Here is a 16867-nt window from a genome sequence, read left to right on the forward strand (position 1 = left end):
TTCAGCGGTCAAGCCACCGGCAGATGCCCTGCCACTGTTCCATGTCTTTTTCAACACGGCTGGGTGCCACGTCAAACACCGTGAGCCCCCGCGCGGCCAGGTGAATGTAGTTCTGCGTGTCGCGCAGGTAGCCCAGCACCGGCAAACCCAGCCCCTCAACGAAACTGCGCAGCTTGTCGGCGGCAATCGTGCGTGAATCCACGCGCATGCCGACAATGCCCACCTGCATCTTGCCGGCGTGCTTGTGTTCGGCCAGCTGGTCCAGGAAGGTGCGCGTGGCAAAGATGTCGAAGACGCTGGGCTGCAGCGGCACGATGACCTTGTCGGCCAGCTTCAAGACATCGTTAAAGCGCGAGCCATGCAACCCGCCGGGCGTGTCGAGCACCACATGCGTCGTGCCCTTGGGGGGTTTGACGATCAGGTCTGCATTCACATCCCAGGTGGCAATCGGCCGGGCGGCGGGCGGCCGCAGCCCCAGCCACAACCGTGAAGACTGCTGCCGGTCGGCGTCTCCCAGCATGACCGCATGGCCCTGGCTGGCAAAGTATCCGGCAACGTTGGTGGCCAGCGTCGTTTTGCCGACGCCCCCCTTCGGATTGGCGATCACAACCACGGGCATGCGAATCTCCTCGGTTTGGAACTTGTCGTTCCTGGGAACTCTTGGTCTTGCTTTTCCGCTATGGTAACGGCATGGACACAGTTCTCACAACCACTGATAAATCGGCGGGCAGCACGGCAAATCCAGATATTTATGTCATTGCGGCCCATCCTGCCTGGCGAGAATCACGGGTCAACCGCCCGCTGATGGAGGCCGCGAAGGCCCTGCCGCGTGTCCAGGTGCAGGATCTGTACTCGAGCTATCCCGACTACGCCATCGACGTGCCCAAAGAGCAGGCCGCCCTGGAACGCGCGCAACTGGTGGTACTGCTCCACCCCATGCATTGGTACTCGATGCCCGCGCTGCAAAAGCTCTGGCTGGACGATGTACTCACCTACGGCTGGGCCTACGGCGAAGGTGAGGAGGAAGGCGCAAAAGGCCGGGCACTGCAGGGTAAGGACCTGTGGCTGGTCGCCACCACAGGCGGCCCCGAAACGTCCTATCACCCACAAGGCTACAACCGCTACTTTTTTGATGCCTTCCTGCCGCCGTACGAGCAAAGCGCCGCGCTGTGCGGCATGCGATTTTTGCCGCCTCTGGTGTTGCACGGCGCCCACAGCGTTGACAGGCAAACCGTTGCCGATCACATCGCAACCTTCCGCCAGCGCCTGCAAAGCTACCCCGACTGGCCCGAGCTGGAAGACCTGGAGCAATGCGCCGCCTGCGTGGTTCCGATGAAGGATCGGCCTGCGCCAGAAGCTGCGGCCGACTTGCCGAACGGACACGCTGCGCGGCTGGCCGTCGGGCCGCCCCAAGGCCAGGCAGCCCCTATTGAAAGTGAAAGGGGCAGCGTAACGCCGAAGGCACACGGAGTGAAAAGCGTGGGGGCTAGATAACATGGAGCACGCACCCGCCTGGCTGACCAACAGCTTTATCTACCTGGCCGCCGCCGTCATTGCCGTGCCGCTGGCCAAAAAACTCGGCCTCGGCTCCATCATCGGCTACCTGGCCGCCGGCATCGCCATAGGCCCCTGGGGCCTGGGGCTGGTTACCAATGTGCAGGACATCCTCCACTTCGCCGAGTTTGGCGTGGTGTTGATGCTGTTCCTGGTGGGGCTGGAGCTGGAGCCCAAGCGCCTGTGGAATTTACGCCGGCCCATCTTCGGCTGGGGCAGTGCCCAGGTGCTGGGCTGCGCCGCCCTGCTCATGGGCGTCGCGATGGCATTTGGCGTGAGCTGGCAGATTGCGCTGGTGGCCGGCCTCGGGCTGGCGCTGTCGTCTACCGCCATCGCGCTGCAGGCCATCGGCGAGCGCCACCTGATGCCGACGTCGAGCGGCCAGGCCGGGTTTTCCATCCTGCTGTTCCAGGACGTGGCGGCCATCCCGATTCTCGCGCTGTTGCCCCTGTTGGGCGCAATCGGTGGAGAAAATGAGGCTGTAGCGCATACCAGTCGTGCGCTGGAAGCTATCAGAATCGTAGCAGCCATCGCCGGCATTATCCTGGGCGGCCGCCTGCTGCTGCGGCCCCTGCTGCGCTGGATCGCCAACAGCGGTACACCCGAAATTTTCACCGCAGCCTCGTTGCTGCTGGTGGTGGGCATTGCGGCGCTGATGCAGTTCGTCGGCCTGTCGATGGCCCTGGGCGCTTTTCTGGCAGGTGTGCTGCTGGCGGAAAGTGAATACCGCCGCGAACTCGAAACCGATATCGAGCCGTTCAAGGGCCTGCTGCTGGGCCTGTTCTTCATTGCCGTCGGCATGAGCATCGACTTCGGCGTGCTCTGGAAATCGCCCGGACTGATGGCCGCCATCCTGGTGGGCTTCCTCGGCCTGAAACTGGTCGTGATCTACGGCCTGGCGCGCCTCATGAAGCTGCCTTTCCAGGAACGCCCGGTGTTCGCGGTGCTGCTGGCGCAGGGCGGCGAGTTCGCCTTCGTGGTGTTCCAGGCAGCAGCCGGGGCACATGTGTTTTCCGCTGAGATCGCCTCACTGCTGATAGGTGCGGTGGCGCTGTCCATGCTGCTGAGCCCGCTGCTGCTGGTGGCCGTCGACAAGCTGCTGCTGCCGCGCTGGGCCGGCTGCGACACGCCGCAACTCGAAGAAATTTCCGAGCAGCAAGAGGCCCCGATCATCATTGCCGGTTTCGGCCGCTACGGCCAGATCATCGGCCGTATGCTGCTGGCCCAGGGCATTCCGGCCACCGTGCTGGACCACGACGCGGAAATGGTCGAAACCGTGAGGGCGTTCGGCTACCGGGTTTTTTACGGCGATGCGACGCGGCTGGACCTGCTGCGCACTGCCGGCGCGGCCACGGCCAAAATCCTGGTGCTGTCGGTCGACGACATGGAGCAGTCGCTCAAGATCGTTGACCTGGCGCGCGAGCATTTTCCGCAAATGCAGATCGTTGCCCGCGCACGCGACGTGACACACTGGAACGCGCTGCGTGACCGCGGCGTGATGCAGGTGGAACGTGAGGTGTTCGAGTCCAGCCTGCGCAGCGCGCGTACGGTGCTGGAGCTGCTGGGCCAGCCGCCGCACGAAGCGCGTCAGGCGGCGATGCGCTTTCGCCGGCACAACCTGGAGCTGTTCGAACGCATGTACCCGCATCGCAAGGACCGCACCAAGGTCATCGCCGTAGCCACCCAGGGACGCCTGCAGCTGGAAGAACAGCTGGCCCAGGAACGCCAGCAACAGGCGCAGCGCCGGCCAGTTGCCTGGCAGGGCCAGGAATCTGAATAAAATGTCGCGCCAGCCCTTTAGCAACGGGCGCCAGCAGCTATCGTTTTTATAGCAAAAAAATGAGGCAGTCGGCGGCCTACCGGTTCGACTGATCCTCGCGCCGCCGCTGCTCCATGACCCGCCGTTCCACACACACCGGGTGCTGGGCGAAGCCCGGCTTGGCACACTGCTCAGACATGCAGATCTGGAAACCGAGGAGGATACGCCCTTCACAGGCCTGCCGCGGATTGCCGGCCGCTGCCTGCGGCGCCGGTGTGGCAGCGTGGTCGGTCGCCGAAGGGGAAGGGGTAGCGGCGGATTTGGGCTGAGCCTGTTTGGCCTGCCGCTCTTTTTCCAATGCAGCCTTTCGGGTGGCGGCCGCAGCCGCAAGCGCCGCCCTGGAGGCTGCAGACAGGGGTGCCTTCGCCACAGAAGAGGAAGCAGCCGAGGCCGCAGGCTGGGCCTGCGCAGCTGGCACTGCGGGTGCAGCTGCAGCAGGCGCCGCAGACACCACGGGCGAAGTGGAAGCTGCTGGTGCCACCCTCGCCGCGCCGGGCGCTGCCTTGGCCGCTATATTGGCCGGTATGGCAGACGGGGCGGCAGGGGCAGCGCGGCCGGAAAGGGATTTCCATCCAAGGCCGATCACGGTCACCGCCACCAGGCCCGCCAGACCCCACACCAGGTAGCGGTAGGGTGCAGGTGAAGCTGCCTTTGCGGGTGCCGTTGCGACCCCGGGCGACGCCAGGGGACTGCGCCGCCGTGCCGATTTTGACTTTATCGGCGGCAGTGCGGCGTCGTTGGTATTCGCGGCTGGGCTCCTGGCGGGAATTGCAGCTGCACCTTGCGTTGGCCGGCCGCTGGCAGGCTCAGGTGCTGCCGGGCTCACGGCTGCCTCGCTAAACACGGTCTCCGGCCAGTCGGTGGATGCGTCATGCGCTTCCTGGTCCGGTTGAGCCGCCGCAACCACCACCGGTGTCCCCAAGCGCGTGGCATCCGGGTCATCGGCGGCGGGTTTCGCCGGCACATGAGGCGGCAAAGGCGCCTTGGCTGCCGCCTCTTCAAGGGCCTTCCAGGCCATGTCGGTGTCGGCCGCGGAGGCGGATGCGCTGGCCGGCGCTGGAGGGGCTGGCGGGGCTGGTTGTGTATCGGGACGCGGAACAATCAGCGTTCCGGTACCCAGGCGCCGGCCGATGTCCGAGTCGTCTGCGCCAGGCACGCCGAGTTTTTTGAGGCGGCGGCGCGCCAGGTCGGCATAGATACCCGACGGGAACTTGGCCAGAAAGCCCTGGATGTCTTCCACATCCATGGACTCCTTGATGTCTTTCCAGTAGACGAGCTCGAGCTCCTGCGTCACGACCGAGATGTTGGCGCTGGTGCCCGACGGCTGGTCAACCAGCGCTTCGCCGGACAGCATCGTGGAAGTCCAGGTTGAACTGCTGCCGGGCCCGGGCGGCACGGCGGTCGGAACCACCGAGATATCGGGCGCCTCGCGTGCCGCGGCCTGCAGCGCAGCAAGGAACTCCTGCGCGCTGGCATAACGCTGGTCGCGCGATTTGGCCAGGGCCTTGGCCACCACGGCATCAAGAGCAGCGGGCAATCGGGCATTGAACGCACCCGGCATGACCGGGGTATGCCCGACGATCTGCTGGATGGTGGCGAAGTCGGTGTCACCGTCAAACGGCCGTTTCCCGGTAAGTAACTGATACAGCACGATGCCGGCGGCAAACAGGTCGGCACGGGCATCAATCGGCCGACCCTGTACCTGCTCGGGCGACATGTATTTCAGCGTTCCGACCATGGAACCCTGCGTACGGGTGGCTTCGCCGGAATCCTGGATGCGCGCCACACCAAAGTCGGTGAGCTTGACACGCCCGCTCGTCTCGATCAGCAGGTTGGCCGGTTTGATGTCGCGGTGGACGATGCTTTGCCTGTGCGCGTAATCCAGCGCCGAAAGCAGGTCACCCATGATGCCCAGGGTTTGCTCCAGGGTGTAGAGGTTGCCCTTGTCCAGGTGGTGCTTGAGGTCGTCGCCGTCGACGAATTCCATGACCAGGAAGGCAATGTCGCCGTCACGGTCGGAGTCATAGACGCTGACAATATGCGGATGCTGCAGGCGCGCCGCAGACCGGGCCTCGGTGCGAAAACGCACTTCGTACTCTGCGGCGGCTTCTTCCGAAAGATTTTCGACCTTGATGGTCTTGATCGCCACGCGACGGTCAAGGTTGGGATCCCGCCCCTCATACACCAGCCCCATCGCCCCCTTGCCGAGGACGCGGATGAGATCGTAACGGCCAAGTTTCTTGAGACTCATGAGGGAATGGAAATGGACGTAACTGGCGGAAACCGTGCTGCGGGCCTGAGGGGGACGCCTACGTCTTGAAACAAAAAACGATTCTAGCCTGCATCATGCAGCGAAAAAGGTCCGGAATCCGCCCTCTTCCGCGGATCAGGTCCTGATGGAAAACGTGACAAGCGGGGCATTTTCGTCGGTACGCTCGCAGCCCGGCACGATCTGGCCGCTGCCAACCAGGTAGCACTCGGTGCGCCGCAGCACCACCGCCTCACTCTGGTTGCCAAGGTACACCCAGGTGCCGTAGCTGGAAGCGTCCGTCAACACAAAATGCCCGCCACGCCATTCGAGGGTGGCATGCATGCGCGAAACACGGGGGTCGTTTAATGTCAGCGCCGCATCGGCGGCCCGGCCCAGCGCCAGCTTGCTGCTTTTCGAATCCAGCCTGACAGTTTGCTCCGCAAAGCTGAGTTCGAGGAAGGCCTGGCTGGGTGAAGAGAACATCGAACGCCCGGCCATCGTGGCATCCTCGTCGCGGCCAGCCTGCCATTCGACCCGGTAGACATGGCTGGCTTCAGCCCTGCCGCGAAGGTACATGGGGCCCATGCTGCGCAGGGATGCCCTCTGGGCGGGCAACAGGGCGGTCCAGACGTTTTCGGTCGTGAGGATCTGGGCGGCACCCGCAAGGTCTGCGAGCCGGGCGGCGGAATTGACGGTGTCACCGAAACAGTCGCCGTCGATTTCAACCACTTCACCCGACTCGATACCCATCTGCATCTGTACCGGGGTGCCGCTGCCGCCCGGCTTGATCGGTTTTTCCTGAAGGCGCTTCTGGATGCTGATGCAGGCGGAAAGCGCGTCGCCCTCGTTGGGAAACACCACAAAGAGGCCGTCACCCAGCAACTTGACCACACGCCCCTGGTGTTGCTGGAAGACCTGGCTCAGGACGCCGATGAGCTGGGTCACGAAGTGCGATGCTGTTTCATCGCCCAGCCGTTCGAACATGCTGGTGCTGCCCACAAGATCCGCAAAAACGACTGTGGTCATGAAGGGCGTTAGCCGCGGTGCGCGCTTCTTGTTCTCATGCCAGCGATTCTCACAGAAATTTGCAGTGAAGAGGCCGGTGAAATTCCCGGGCTCCCCGCAAGAAACCAGCGGACGCGCCGGGTTTCACAAGCCGCAGTAGACGGGAAAGGGAAATACCGGTAAAGCAATTGCAGAGGTTCGCATGGCAATCCGTGCCGGCCACTTCACGCTTCTAGCGGAAAGCGTCCCAGAGCAGCTTGCACCCGGTCAGCAACATGCCGACATACAGCAGACGATAGAAAAGCACCGGGCTGATGCTCCGGGCCATGCGCACGCCTATCCACACGCCCAGTGGCGCCAGCGGCAGCAAAACCAGCGACGTCGCCATATTGCGCAGGTCCAGCAGACCCAGCCAGGCGTATGGAATCCATTTGGAAAGGTTGATGACAAAAAAGAAAGCGGCCATGGTAGCCGTGAACTTCACCGGGCTCAGGCGCATGGGGATCACATAGGCGCTCAGCGGCGGGCCACCTGCGTGAGATACAAAGCTCGTGAAGCCCGAGGTCACCGTCAGAATGGCGCCCAGCCACTTGGGCGGCGGCGGGCTGTCGGGCCGGGGCGGGAACAACAGGCGCTGCGCCAAAAACAACAAGGTGAATATTCCCACCACCCCTGCCACGACTCGGGCGTCCAGCACCTTGAACAACAGCGCCCCCACCACGGTTCCCACCAAACCAAAAGGGATCAGGAATTTCAGAAACTTCACATCGAAGTCCCGGCGAAAAGCCGCCAGCCCCAGCAAGTCCATCAGCAGCAGCACCGGCATCAGGATGGCGGCGGCCTGCGGCACGGTGACCGTCAGCGCCATGACGGGAACCGCAAGAGACCCGAAGCCGGCCCCAAAACCACTTTTGCTGATGCCCAACATCAGCACGGCGGGAATTGCCACGGCATAGAAGAAGGCGTCGGTGATCAGCGGGAAATCCATGGATTTATGTAAAAAACATCGGTTACCCAAAAGGGACGGGCGCAAGCAGCTATTAAAACAATAGCAAACCGGAACCAGGGATGTATTTCACCACAGGCCGTCCATGCAATGGCGATTGCCTCAGGCGCCCCCGCGCGAGGGGATGCCCAGTCACCGGTCTGGGCTAGACACGCTCCAGAATCACCGCGATGCCTTGGCCTACGCCGATGCACATGGTGGCCAGCGCGTAACGGCCACCGCCCTTGTGCAACTGGTTGACGGCCGTGGTGGCCAGCCGCGCTCCCGAAGCCCCCAGCGGATGGCCCAGCGCGATCGCGCCGCCGTTGGGGTTGACGCGCGGATCGTCGTCCCGCACACCCAGCATGCGCAGCACAGCCAGGCCTTGTGCGGCGAAGGCTTCGTTGAGTTCGATCACATCCATCTGCGCTATCGTGAGACCGGTGAGCGCCAGCACTTTTTGTGTGGCCGGGGCAGGGCCGATGCCCATGATGCGCGGCGCCACACCGGCCGTGGCCATACCGACCACGCGCGCCTTGGGCGTAAGGCCGTTTTTTGCGGCGGTGGCTTCGTCGGCCAGCAGCAACGCACAAGCGCCGTCGTTCACGCCACTGGCATTGCCGGCGGTCACCGTGCCGTCGGGCCGCACCACGCCCTTGAGCCTGGCCAGCGCTTCGAGCGAGGTTTCGCGCGGGTGTTCGTCTTTGCTCACCACGATGGGGTCGCCCTTTTTCTGGGCAATCGTCACCGGCGTGATTTCAGCGTCGAAGTAGCCGGCCTTTTGTGCGGCCACGGCTTTGAGCTGGCTGGCCAGCGCCATTTTGTCCTGGTCTTCGCGGCTGATCTTGTAGTCGGTAGCGACGTTCTCGGCCGTCTCGGGCATGGCATCAACGCCGTATTTTTCTTTCATCAGCTTGTTGATGAAACGCCAGCCGATGGTGGTGTCATACACCGCATTAGCGCGGCTGAAGGCGCTCTCGGCCTTGGGCATCACAAAGGGTGCGCGGCTCATGCTCTCGACGCCGCCTGCGATCATCAAGGTGGCCTCGCCCGACTTGATGGCACGTGCGGCACTGCCCAAGGCATCCAGGCCCGAGCCGCACAGGCGGTTGATGGCGGAGCCCGGCACGTCCATGGGCAGGCCGGCCAGCAGCGCCGCCATGCGTGCCACGTTGCGATTGTCTTCCCCGGCCTGGTTGGCGCAGCCGTAGAGCACATCCGTGACTGCCTGCCAATCCACGTTCGGGTTGCGCGCCATCAGCGCCTTGATCGGGATCGCACCCAGGTCGTCGGTGCGCACGCTGCTGAGGGCACCGCCGTAGCGGCCGAAGGGGGTGCGGATGGCGTCGCAGATGAAAGCTTGGGTCATGGTGTGTGCTTTGAAAGAAGTGAGATCAACGATCAGGCGGCCGCAATCGGCAGGCCCACCAGTTTTTCAAGTTCGGCGTGCGTGAGGCCTTCGACGGTGTCGATCAGCTTCAGGCCCTGCGGTGTGCATTCCAGCGTGGCGATGTCGGAGTACACGCGCTTGACGCAGGCGATGCCGGTCAGCGGATAAGTGCATTGCTGCACCAGCTTGCTGGCGCCCTGCTTGGTCAGCAAATCCATCATCACCCAGGTTTGCCGCGCGCCTATGGCCAGGTCCATGGCGCCACCTACTGCGGGAATCGCGCCCGGCTCGCCGGTGCTCCAGTTGGCAAGGTCGCCCCTGGCCGAGACCTGGAAGGCACCCAGCACGCAGATATCGAGGTGCCCCCCGCGCATCATCGCGAAACTGTCAGCGTGGTGAAAGAAGGAGCCGCCCTTGAGCAGCGTCACCGGCTGTTTGCCTGCATTGATCAGGTCGTAGTCTTCCTCGCCCTCGGCAGGTGCGGGGCCCATGCCGAGAATGCCGTTTTCGCTTTGCAGGATGACCTCGCGCCCGGCCGGCAAATGGTTGGCTACCAGCGTGGGCTGGCCGATGCCGAGGTTGACGACGGCCCCGTCAAAAATGTCTTGCGCGACGCGGGCTGCGAGCTGGTCTTTGGTACGGCGTTGGTAGGTCATGGTCATGCCGCCTTTTTAAAACCGCCGGCTTGCGTGGCGGTGCGAGGGATTTTGACGATGTGATGGACAAAGATGCCGGGCGTGACGACGGCTTCAGGGTCCAGGTTGCCGAGCTCAACGATGTCATGCACGGTGGCAATCGTCTTCTTCGACGCGGTCGCCATCACAGGACCGAAATTGCGCGCAGCCATGCGGTAGGTGAGATTGCCCCAGCGGTCGCCTCGCTCGGCCTTGATGAGGGCCACATCGCCATGAATCGGCATTTCCAGCACGTAGTGCTTGCCGTTGATCTCACGGGTTTCCTTGGCAGTGCCGTCGGCGTTGCGCGCCAGTTCGGTGCCGTAGCCCGTGGGGCAGAAGAAGGCGCCTATGCCTGCGCCCGCAGCGCGAATCCGTTCCGCGAGATTGCCTTGGGGCACCAGTTCGAGTTCCAGCTTGCCGCTACGGTACAGGCCGTCAAACACCTGGCTATCGGCCTGACGCGGAAAGCTGCAGATGATCTTGCGCACGCGCCCGGCCTTAAGCAGCGCCGCCAAGCCCGTTTCGGCATTGCCTGCATTGTTGTTGACGACCGTCAGGTCTTTGGCGCCCTGCTCTATCAGGCCGTCGATCAACTCATTGGGGATGCCGGCGGTGCCGAAGCCGCCAATCAGCACGGTTGAGCCGTCTTTCACATCCGCCAGCGCGTCGGCGACGGAGGCGGCAATTTTGTTGATCATTCCAAAGTCTCCAGCTGCGGGCGGCTTGCAGAAATCATCCAGCCACCACTTAAATATTGTTCGACATAAGAACAAGAGTTCGTATAATGAATTCTAGGAGATTTTGATCACCATGGCAAACGCCGCATCCACGCCCATTACCGGCCCCAGGCCCGGAGACGCTTACGTCCAGTCGTTTGCGCGCGGGCTGGAGGTTATACGCTCGTTCAGCACCGAAGCACCGCGGCAAACACTGACCGAAGTGGCCGGTCGCAGTGGCTTGAGCCGTGCGGGCGCGCGCCGCATTTTGCTGACGCTGGAGACGCTGGGCTACGTGCACAACGACGGCAAGCTGTTCAGCCTCACGCCACGCATCCTGGACCTGGGCTTTGCCTATCTGTCCTCCATGCCGATCTGGAACCTGGCTGAGCCGGTGATGGAAGCGCTGGTCGCGGAGGTCAAGGAGTCGTGTTCAGCCGCGGCTCTGGACGGAACGGACATCGTCTACGTGCTGCGTGTGCCGACGCACAAGATCATGAGCATCAGCCTGGGCGTGGGCTCGCGCCTGCCGGCTTACTGCACGTCGATGGGGCGGATGCTGCTGTCGGCCCTGCCTGAGGCCGAAATCATGAAATGCCTGCAGGCCTCAGAGCTGACGGCACGCACCAAGTACACCGTGACCGACATCAAGGAGCTGATGGTCAAGGTCGCGCAAGCCCGCAAGCAGGGGTGGTCGCTGGTGAATCAGGAGCTGGAGGAAGGACTGGTGTCGATGGCCGCACCGATCACCAACCGCGCCGGCCAGACAGTGGCAGCGCTCAACATCAGCGGCCAGGCCAACCGCACCAGCGCCAAAGCCATGCAGGAAACAATGCTGCCGCAACTGCTGGCGGCAGCGCAGGCAATATCGCGCATGTTGATCTAGACACACCCCCGTCCGGGCTCACTTCGTGTAGCTTGTTCCCCCCTCGAGGGGGCGGCGCCTGCGGCCCGGCAAAGCCGGTTCCGCGGCCCCTGCTGGTGTGAGACGGGGCCGTCGGTTACGACTTTTTGAAGCCGACGACGAGTACGACGGCGCCCAGCACGATGGCGCCCAGGCTGAGCCATTGGGGAATGTTGACGGACTCTTTTTCTTTCACGGTCAGCTGGATGGGGCCGAGCTTGGCAGCCGTTGTGTCCTTGGTGAAGCTGAAGCCGCCGGTGAAAAAGCCGGCCAGGCCCAAAACGATCAGGATAATGCCTGTGATGCGTGCTGCGTTCATGTGAAATCTCCTCGCCGGGCTTGTGGATGGTTGTGGAATGGCCTTACCCCGGAACTGCGCCACCGTGCCTCGTAATGTAGGCAGCAGCAGGAAAACTGTCTGTAGGACGCAACCAGCGAGCGCTGTGGCCCAAGCGCTGATAAGCAAACCATCACGCCGGCAACGGAAAACGCCTGCGTGATAACCTTTCACCATGTTCACCCCCTCGCAAGCCGACGTACGCCGTTTTTTCTGCTCTGTTTATGCCAAGGTCCGCGCCGGTCAACCGATGGAAGCTATCGAAACCATAGCAAGTCAATGGATTGAAGAGCATCCCGAATACCATGCGGACTTTGCCGACGCCGACAGTGCGCTCGAAAAAATGTACGACGTGGAAGCGGGCAAGACCAACCCCTTTTTGCATCTGTCCATGCATTTGTCGATCAGCGAGCAATGCTCCATCGACCAGCCTCGCGGCATTCGCCAGGCCGTCGAGCTGCTGACGGCCAAACGCAACTCACTGCACGATGCGCACCACGAAACCATGGACTGCCTGGGGCAGATGGTCTGGGAGAGCCAACGCGCCGGACGCCCGCCCGACGGCGCGGCCTACATCGACTGCGTGCAGCGCCACGCCACTAGGGATTAGCCCCCACAGTTCCTCATTGCGCGTGTAGCGCCCTGCCCCGAGGGGGTCGCTGCGCCTGCGGGCTGGCAAAGCAGGATCCGCGGCCTCTGCTTGAAAAGAAAAGGATCCCCTTCCCCCCTCCCGATTTCGCGTCTGGTAATTGACCACAAAAAAACGCCGCTTGGTCAGCGGCCTTCTGTTTCAGAGTGCCCTCAAAGGCTGCGCCCGTGGCGCGGACGATACGGGCGCACGCTGCGCTCCGCTGTTGTTCTGCGGCACTGGCCTGGAATGGGTGGGCGCGCTGCGTACCGGCGCTTGCTTGAGAACGCCGGGGTTTTGCAGAATCGGCAACGGCAGGTTGTTGCTGGAATCATTTCTCGGTGCGGGGCTCAAGGGCTTATCCGAATGCGGAATGCCCGGATTCAGAACGGGCTCTTTGCAGGTAATGGTGTAAAACTTCTGCTCTGCCTGGGCGACGACTTTGCCTTCCAGGTTGGTGAGGTTGAAACCGATGCGCACTTTCTGCGTCTTCATGGGTGGCTTGCCTCCCGCAGGCGGTCCCGCCAGCGTATCGGCAAATCCGCCTCCCGTCGGTTTCCAGTCGAGCTCGCGCTTGCCGAACACATGCTTGACCTGATTAGCAGGCACTTCAATATCCTGCAAGGCCGTCAAAAAATGATCGCCAAGAAACAAGCCCTTGCCGTGAAACGCACTGCCCGCATTGATCGTGGTGTGCAGCAGCACAGCACTTGGGCAGATTTGTCCATCGACCATAACAGTGGAGGCGGGTTCGATATTCATGTTGACCTTGGGAACCGTGGCGGCCTGCAAGCCCTGTGGGGCGGGTTTGCTGCACTCCATGTCATAGGTCTTCCAGGCCGACTCGAACTTGGGCGACACGCCGACGATGCGGATGCTGCCTGCTTCGCCGCCATTCGGGTTGTTAGGAACATCGTATTTGTACGAGAAGAAAGCGGTTTTCGAATGGTCGGTCGTCACCGTTTTGATGTCGCTTTTATTCCCGTTGGTATGTTCGTAGCGGAATTTCACCTGCGCGTTCGTGACGTTGGTTTCAATCACACCAGACAGATTCACCTTGCATGCACCGTTGGCAGTCGCTGTTTCAATAATGGTGAGCGACGATTGTGTGACACCAACGCCCGCTTGCAAGTCGCTGATGCCTTGGGGCACCTGCGCACCCGCCCACTGCATGCAGACGACTTTGGCAAACGCTTCCGCATCTGGTGGTGATTCAAAAATTTGTGAGGTGTCGGTGTCGGCAATACTGGTATAGGTGATTTTGTATTTGCTGGTGGTTTTGATGTTCAGCGTGTAAGGCTTGTCGAAGATTGCGGTATTGCCTTTTCCCTGGTTACGCAGGGTACCGGCACGCGCGTTACAGACCTCAACAGCGAAGAGTTCAATGAGATACCGGCCGACGTTCATGGTAATGAACTTGTCGACGTTGGTGGGCCGGTCACCGTATCCATAGCTCTTGCTCACAACGCCCCACTCCGCCCCGGGTGGACGGCCGGGGCCGAACTCCCAGCCCAGGGTTTTGCCAAGGGCGCTGAAGCGCGGCGCAACATTCCAGTTTCTGATGCGATCCTGTCCGGCCGCCATTTGCAAATGCGCATCGAACTGAATCGGCTGGCTCCCGTGTTTCGCAGGGGATAACCGGGTGTAACTCGCACCATTGGACTCAACGTAGATTGTTGGGGCCGAGGTATATCTGACCCAGACATCCACATCTTTGGCCCGCAGCGGTGTACACACGGTGAACAAAATTGCCGCAACCAGCAACAACATGAATGCAGGGTGCCAGGCAGGCGCGTTGCGAATTCCGGCTTGGCTCGAAATGAGGGTTTGCATGATGAACTCCTTAAGGTCTTCGCTCGAATTCTTCGCACCAACGCGAAGTGGCTTGTTTCGAAAGCAGGCTTGACTGCCTTCTGAAACATGAGTCGGGATGTGTACCAAAAGGGTTCAAAAAGTTCTTTTGAACCCCATACCGACGTATTCCGACTCACCTGCATCGGGCGGACGCCGGATACCCCATTCAACCGGGTTGGTTGAAAGCTTCTCTAAAGGAGACGCATCATGAAAAAACAAGCCACAGCTCTATTTGCAGGTCTGGCGCTGACCATCGCAGGCGCTGCCACTTCGGGCTCCTGTTACGCGATGGGCGAAACATCGAACGCCGTTGAGGTACCACCAAGATCTGACATGCCTCGGAAATCAGCAACTCAAAAATCAGCACCATCGCTTGAGATGTCTGACTGCAATCACAACGGCGTCGATGACCTGGACGAGTTCTTTCCGCCAGACTGCTACGGAACGCTCACGAGCAGCGGTGGCAAATAAACACCACACAGACTGCAATCACAACGCCTGGCAAGGTGCGCGTCAAAGAACTTTGAACTCCCCTGCCGTCAAGATCGACTCAGAGAGGGCGCGGGATTTTCCCAGCCCTCTCGCTCACGGTGACGCGGCGAGACAATTTCCTCAAGGAGATCCATCATGAAGAAGCCGTTCTCTGTCTTACTCGCCGGATTACTGTTCGCCTTTTGGGGAGGATCCATCAGCTGCGCAGCAGCAAAAAATCCCAGTCCTCTTATGCCAATCGCAGACAAAGCCCAAATCGGACCTGATCCGCAACGCCGTGCAATCGTCTGCAATACAGCGGCATCGCCACAGTGGTGCTGGGGCGACTTCATCATTCATTGCGGGCACTCCAAGGGCGTCATAAGCACCAATCCTGACGGCACCATCACGTGCACCATCAACTGACTGAAGCAAGTTTCAATCCCCTCATCAAGGATGACCATCATGAAAAAATCCGCTGTATTCCATACCGCGCCCGTGGCGCTGGCATTCCTGTTCGGTGCGGGCTGCCTGCCTGCAGCCTATGCTGCCAATCCGGCCGGCACCCAGCACCTGAAGCCATGCCCACCGGGCACAATTGGCGATTGCGACCGCCGCTATGCCTCACCCGGAGAACCAGCAAGGGCTGTCACATCTCCGGCGACCAATCTGCCACTCAAGACACCGGGGTTACCGCCTCCTCCAACAGTGCACCCAGCCGGCGGAAATAATGCTGCGCCGGTTGATCCGAATGCAGTTGAATCACTGCAGGCAAATGGTTTGCCGGATCTTTTCATTTACCGTTTTTACAAGGCCCCACAAGAGGCAGGTCTGCCGGCAGGTTTTCCGTTCGTCGAGTTTTGCGGCTCCAACGACGGCCAGGGCGGGCCTTCCAGGCGCGTCTATTTTGAAGTGCATAACCGCGGCACCGTGCCCTCTCCGAGTAGCAAGGTCCGCGTGCGGTTTGTGAATCCAAACACGCAACAGGCGCAGACGGTGAATGTGTCGGTTCAGGCTCTGACGGCCCACTCGCATGTGGCAAAGAAGGTGACCATTCCCAAAGGATGTTATTCAGCAGGCTCGAATGCGCAATGCAATTTCACCATCACCGCAGATCCCGACACACAAATAGCAGAGCGCTTTGAAAATAACAATGTGCAAAGTGCATTTTGCGTTGGCCCGACGAATTGAGGCGCGGACATCAAGACAGCGTACGGACACTGGCACCGGCTGGAGGCGGCGAGCCAGGACGCTGAGAAGAACAGGAAAGCGACGGCCCGATTGTCAATGCCAATCGGGCCGCAGTTTAATTTTTGCATCGAGGCATCTACCAGTTTCCCCATCACCAGCCACATTCAGGGTGATGCGCGCTGACAGCGGTCAAGCGAGGCGCTGAGTGCGCCTGCCCTGGCAGTAGGTCAGGAACCTCGGCCAGACGAACCTGAGGAAAGCGCGCGAGGCGTCTTCGCATCGGACTTCACACCAGGCGACGCTGCCTCCGGGGGCGGATTGGTGCAGCCAAAATCCCCCCAGGTGCAATGCTCAAAGTCGTCGATCGACGAGGCGGCCCTAGCCTGAAGATTTACGCTCCCCAAGGTAAGCAGTATGGAGATAGCTATTGACGCAGTAACTTGCGAGGTGATTGGTTTCATATGTCTTCCAATGGTTGGGTTAAGCGCCACCGGGCACATTGCCCGGTGACTCCAGTGAGTCAGACACCGCCGCACAATGGTTCAAAGTATTTGCACTCAGCGCGTGACGCGGCTCTTGCCTTCTGCGGTGCGTACCTGCACACGATCACCTTTTTGGAAAACTTCGTCGCCAGCCTGCACGACGGAAATTCGCTGGCCATCGTCGAGTCGCAGGCTTATCTCGAGTCCTTTGGCTTTCGACATATGGGCCTCTACGGCCTGCCCGGCAAAGCCGCCAGCAACGCCACCCAGGACTGACGCCGCAAGCTGTCCATTTCTATTGGTATTGGTGCTCCCCAGTGCTGCACCAACACTGCCCCCGGCTGCAGCACCAGCGCCACTGACCCCACGTTCAATGGTTACAACGCGTACATCGGTCACCGTGGCCATGACAATGCTGTGGGCCTTTTGGGTATCAGCGTCGGTGTAGACATCATTGGAGTAGCTGCGCCAGGCGCAGCCCTGGGTAGACAGCACACTGGCCAGCACGGCAGTAACCAGAAGGTGGCGTTTCATGGTGTTTTCCTTTCAGGTGATGGGTCACCAATGAGTCGGAGTTGTTGCGCGGTCGGTTCAAACACAAAA

The 16867-nt window shown here is 61.4% G+C and carries 17 protein-coding genes; 7 read left to right on the plus strand and 10 right to left on the minus strand.

Features of this window, described 5'->3' with window-relative positions; genetic code table 11:
* Nucleotide 1: 1 nt before the first annotated feature.
* Nucleotides 2–619: a nucleotide-binding protein gene (locus tag ACXJKE_RS19405; RefSeq protein WP_457282227.1), complete on the minus strand. Its 618-nt coding sequence runs from the start codon at nt 617–619 to the stop codon at nt 2–4.
* A 71-nt stretch (nt 620–690) separates the two neighbouring features.
* Here ACXJKE_RS19405 and kefF point away from each other — a divergent pair, with 71 nt between their 5' ends.
* Both kefF and kefC read left to right on the plus strand, forming a co-directional pair.
* The gene (gene kefF, locus ACXJKE_RS19410) at nt 691–1494 is read left to right on the plus strand and encodes a glutathione-regulated potassium-efflux system oxidoreductase KefF (RefSeq protein WP_457282228.1); all 804 of its coding nucleotides are present in this window, start codon (nt 691–693) and stop codon (nt 1492–1494) included.
* Nucleotide 1495: 1 nt separating this feature from the next.
* Nucleotides 1496–3334, plus strand: coding sequence for a glutathione-regulated potassium-efflux system protein KefC (gene kefC, locus ACXJKE_RS19415; protein WP_457282229.1), 1839 nt, complete (start codon nt 1496–1498; stop codon nt 3332–3334).
* A 76-nt stretch (nt 3335–3410) separates the two neighbouring features.
* On the opposite strand, the gene ACXJKE_RS19420 is transcribed toward kefC, so the two are convergent.
* The 6 genes from ACXJKE_RS19420 to ACXJKE_RS19445 form a co-directional block, all read right to left on the minus strand.
* Nucleotides 3411–5624 carry a serine/threonine-protein kinase gene (locus ACXJKE_RS19420; RefSeq protein ID WP_457282230.1) on the minus strand — a complete coding sequence of 738 codons (2214 nt, stop codon included), beginning with the start codon at nt 5622–5624 and terminating at the stop codon, nt 3411–3413.
* Nucleotides 5625–5759: 135 nt separating this feature from the next.
* Entirely contained in the window at nt 5760–6650 is an 891-nt protein-coding gene (locus tag ACXJKE_RS19425) for an adenylate/guanylate cyclase domain-containing protein (RefSeq protein ID WP_457282231.1), read from the minus strand.
* A gap of 211 nt (nt 6651–6861) precedes the next feature.
* Nucleotides 6862–7617 (minus strand): sulfite exporter TauE/SafE family protein, encoded by a 756-nt coding sequence (locus ACXJKE_RS19430; protein WP_457282232.1) that lies wholly within the window; start codon nt 7615–7617, stop codon nt 6862–6864.
* Between the two features lie 163 nt (nt 7618–7780).
* Entirely contained in the window at nt 7781–8983 is a 1203-nt protein-coding gene (gene pcaF / locus ACXJKE_RS19435; protein WP_457282233.1) for a 3-oxoadipyl-CoA thiolase, read from the minus strand.
* A 32-nt stretch (nt 8984–9015) separates the two neighbouring features.
* Nucleotides 9016–9666, minus strand: coding sequence for a 3-oxoacid CoA-transferase subunit B (locus tag ACXJKE_RS19440; RefSeq protein WP_457282234.1), 651 nt, complete (start codon nt 9664–9666; stop codon nt 9016–9018).
* Nucleotides 9663–10379, minus strand: coding sequence for a 3-oxoacid CoA-transferase subunit A (locus ACXJKE_RS19445; RefSeq protein WP_457282235.1), 717 nt, complete (start codon nt 10377–10379; stop codon nt 9663–9665). Before ACXJKE_RS19445 ends, ACXJKE_RS19440 begins: the two co-directional genes overlap by 4 nt.
* Nucleotides 10380–10491: 112 nt before the next feature.
* Here ACXJKE_RS19445 and ACXJKE_RS19450 point away from each other — a divergent pair, with 112 nt between their 5' ends.
* Nucleotides 10492–11283 carry an IclR family transcriptional regulator domain-containing protein gene (locus ACXJKE_RS19450; protein WP_457282236.1) on the plus strand — a complete coding sequence of 264 codons (792 nt, stop codon included), beginning with the start codon at nt 10492–10494 and terminating at the stop codon, nt 11281–11283.
* Between the two features lie 115 nt (nt 11284–11398).
* Here ACXJKE_RS19450 and ACXJKE_RS19455 read toward each other — a convergent pair whose 3' ends face one another.
* Nucleotides 11399–11620 carry a hypothetical protein gene (locus ACXJKE_RS19455; protein WP_457282237.1) on the minus strand — a complete coding sequence of 74 codons (222 nt, stop codon included), beginning with the start codon at nt 11618–11620 and terminating at the stop codon, nt 11399–11401.
* 193 nt (nt 11621–11813) lie between these two features.
* Between ACXJKE_RS19455 and ACXJKE_RS19460 the strand changes: the two genes are divergently transcribed.
* Nucleotides 11814–12248 (plus strand): DUF1841 family protein, encoded by a 435-nt coding sequence (locus ACXJKE_RS19460; RefSeq protein ID WP_457282238.1) that lies wholly within the window; start codon nt 11814–11816, stop codon nt 12246–12248.
* Nucleotides 12249–12428: 180 nt separating this feature from the next.
* On the opposite strand, the gene ACXJKE_RS19465 is transcribed toward ACXJKE_RS19460, so the two are convergent.
* Entirely contained in the window at nt 12429–14099 is a 1671-nt protein-coding gene (locus tag ACXJKE_RS19465) for a hypothetical protein (RefSeq protein WP_457282239.1), read from the minus strand.
* A 228-nt stretch (nt 14100–14327) separates the two neighbouring features.
* On the opposite strand from ACXJKE_RS19465, the gene ACXJKE_RS19470 reads away from it, so the two are divergent.
* The 3 genes from ACXJKE_RS19470 (at nt 14328) to ACXJKE_RS19480 (ending at nt 15782) form a co-directional block, all read left to right on the plus strand.
* Nucleotides 14328–14591, plus strand: a complete 264-nt coding sequence (locus ACXJKE_RS19470) for a hypothetical protein (RefSeq protein ID WP_457282240.1) — start codon at nt 14328–14330, stop codon at nt 14589–14591.
* A gap of 156 nt (nt 14592–14747) precedes the next feature.
* A complete protein-coding gene (locus tag ACXJKE_RS19475) occupies nt 14748–15017 on the plus strand; it encodes a hypothetical protein (RefSeq protein WP_457282241.1) in 270 nt (89 codons plus the stop codon).
* A 39-nt stretch (nt 15018–15056) separates the two neighbouring features.
* Nucleotides 15057–15782 (plus strand): CARDB domain-containing protein, encoded by a 726-nt coding sequence (locus tag ACXJKE_RS19480; protein ID WP_457282242.1) that lies wholly within the window; start codon nt 15057–15059, stop codon nt 15780–15782.
* Nucleotides 15783–16339: 557 nt separating this feature from the next.
* On the opposite strand, the gene ACXJKE_RS19485 is transcribed toward ACXJKE_RS19480, so the two are convergent.
* A complete protein-coding gene (locus tag ACXJKE_RS19485) occupies nt 16340–16798 on the minus strand; it encodes a hypothetical protein (protein ID WP_457282243.1) in 459 nt (152 codons plus the stop codon).
* Nucleotides 16799–16867 lie beyond the last annotated feature (69 nt).

It is taken from the genome of Polaromonas sp. P5_D5 (assembly GCF_054049435.1).

Excerpts from the sequence above, each read along its gene's own strand:
- kefC (WP_457282229.1), top strand. The coding sequence starts at position 1,496 with ATGGAGCACGCACCCGCCTGGCTGACCAACAGCTTTATCTACCTGGCC.
- ACXJKE_RS19425 (WP_457282231.1), bottom strand. The coding sequence starts at position 6,650 with ATGACCACAGTCGTTTTTGCGGATCTTGTGGGCAGCACCAGCATGTTC.
- ACXJKE_RS19475 (WP_457282241.1), top strand. The coding sequence starts at position 14,748 with ATGAAGAAGCCGTTCTCTGTCTTACTCGCCGGATTACTGTTCGCCTTT.
- ACXJKE_RS19440 (WP_457282234.1), bottom strand. The coding sequence starts at position 9,666 with ATGACCATGACCTACCAACGCCGTACCAAAGACCAGCTCGCAGCCCGC.
- pcaF (WP_457282233.1), bottom strand. The coding sequence starts at position 8,983 with ATGACCCAAGCTTTCATCTGCGACGCCATCCGCACCCCCTTCGGCCGC.
- ACXJKE_RS19465 (WP_457282239.1), bottom strand. The coding sequence starts at position 14,099 with ATGCAAACCCTCATTTCGAGCCAAGCCGGAATTCGCAACGCGCCTGCC.
- kefF (WP_457282228.1), top strand. The coding sequence starts at position 691 with ATGGACACAGTTCTCACAACCACTGATAAATCGGCGGGCAGCACGGCA.
- ACXJKE_RS19470 (WP_457282240.1), top strand. The coding sequence starts at position 14,328 with ATGAAAAAACAAGCCACAGCTCTATTTGCAGGTCTGGCGCTGACCATC.
- ACXJKE_RS19430 (WP_457282232.1), bottom strand. The coding sequence starts at position 7,617 with ATGGATTTCCCGCTGATCACCGACGCCTTCTTCTATGCCGTGGCAATT.
- ACXJKE_RS19450 (WP_457282236.1), top strand. The coding sequence starts at position 10,492 with ATGGCAAACGCCGCATCCACGCCCATTACCGGCCCCAGGCCCGGAGAC.
- ACXJKE_RS19455 (WP_457282237.1), bottom strand. The coding sequence starts at position 11,620 with ATGAACGCAGCACGCATCACAGGCATTATCCTGATCGTTTTGGGCCTG.
- ACXJKE_RS19460 (WP_457282238.1), top strand. The coding sequence starts at position 11,814 with ATGTTCACCCCCTCGCAAGCCGACGTACGCCGTTTTTTCTGCTCTGTT.
- ACXJKE_RS19445 (WP_457282235.1), bottom strand. The coding sequence starts at position 10,379 with ATGATCAACAAAATTGCCGCCTCCGTCGCCGACGCGCTGGCGGATGTG.
- ACXJKE_RS19480 (WP_457282242.1), top strand. The coding sequence starts at position 15,057 with ATGAAAAAATCCGCTGTATTCCATACCGCGCCCGTGGCGCTGGCATTC.
- ACXJKE_RS19405 (WP_457282227.1), bottom strand. The coding sequence starts at position 619 with ATGCCCGTGGTTGTGATCGCCAATCCGAAGGGGGGCGTCGGCAAAACG.
- ACXJKE_RS19420 (WP_457282230.1), bottom strand. The coding sequence starts at position 5,624 with ATGAGTCTCAAGAAACTTGGCCGTTACGATCTCATCCGCGTCCTCGGC.
- ACXJKE_RS19485 (WP_457282243.1), bottom strand. The coding sequence starts at position 16,798 with ATGAAACGCCACCTTCTGGTTACTGCCGTGCTGGCCAGTGTGCTGTCT.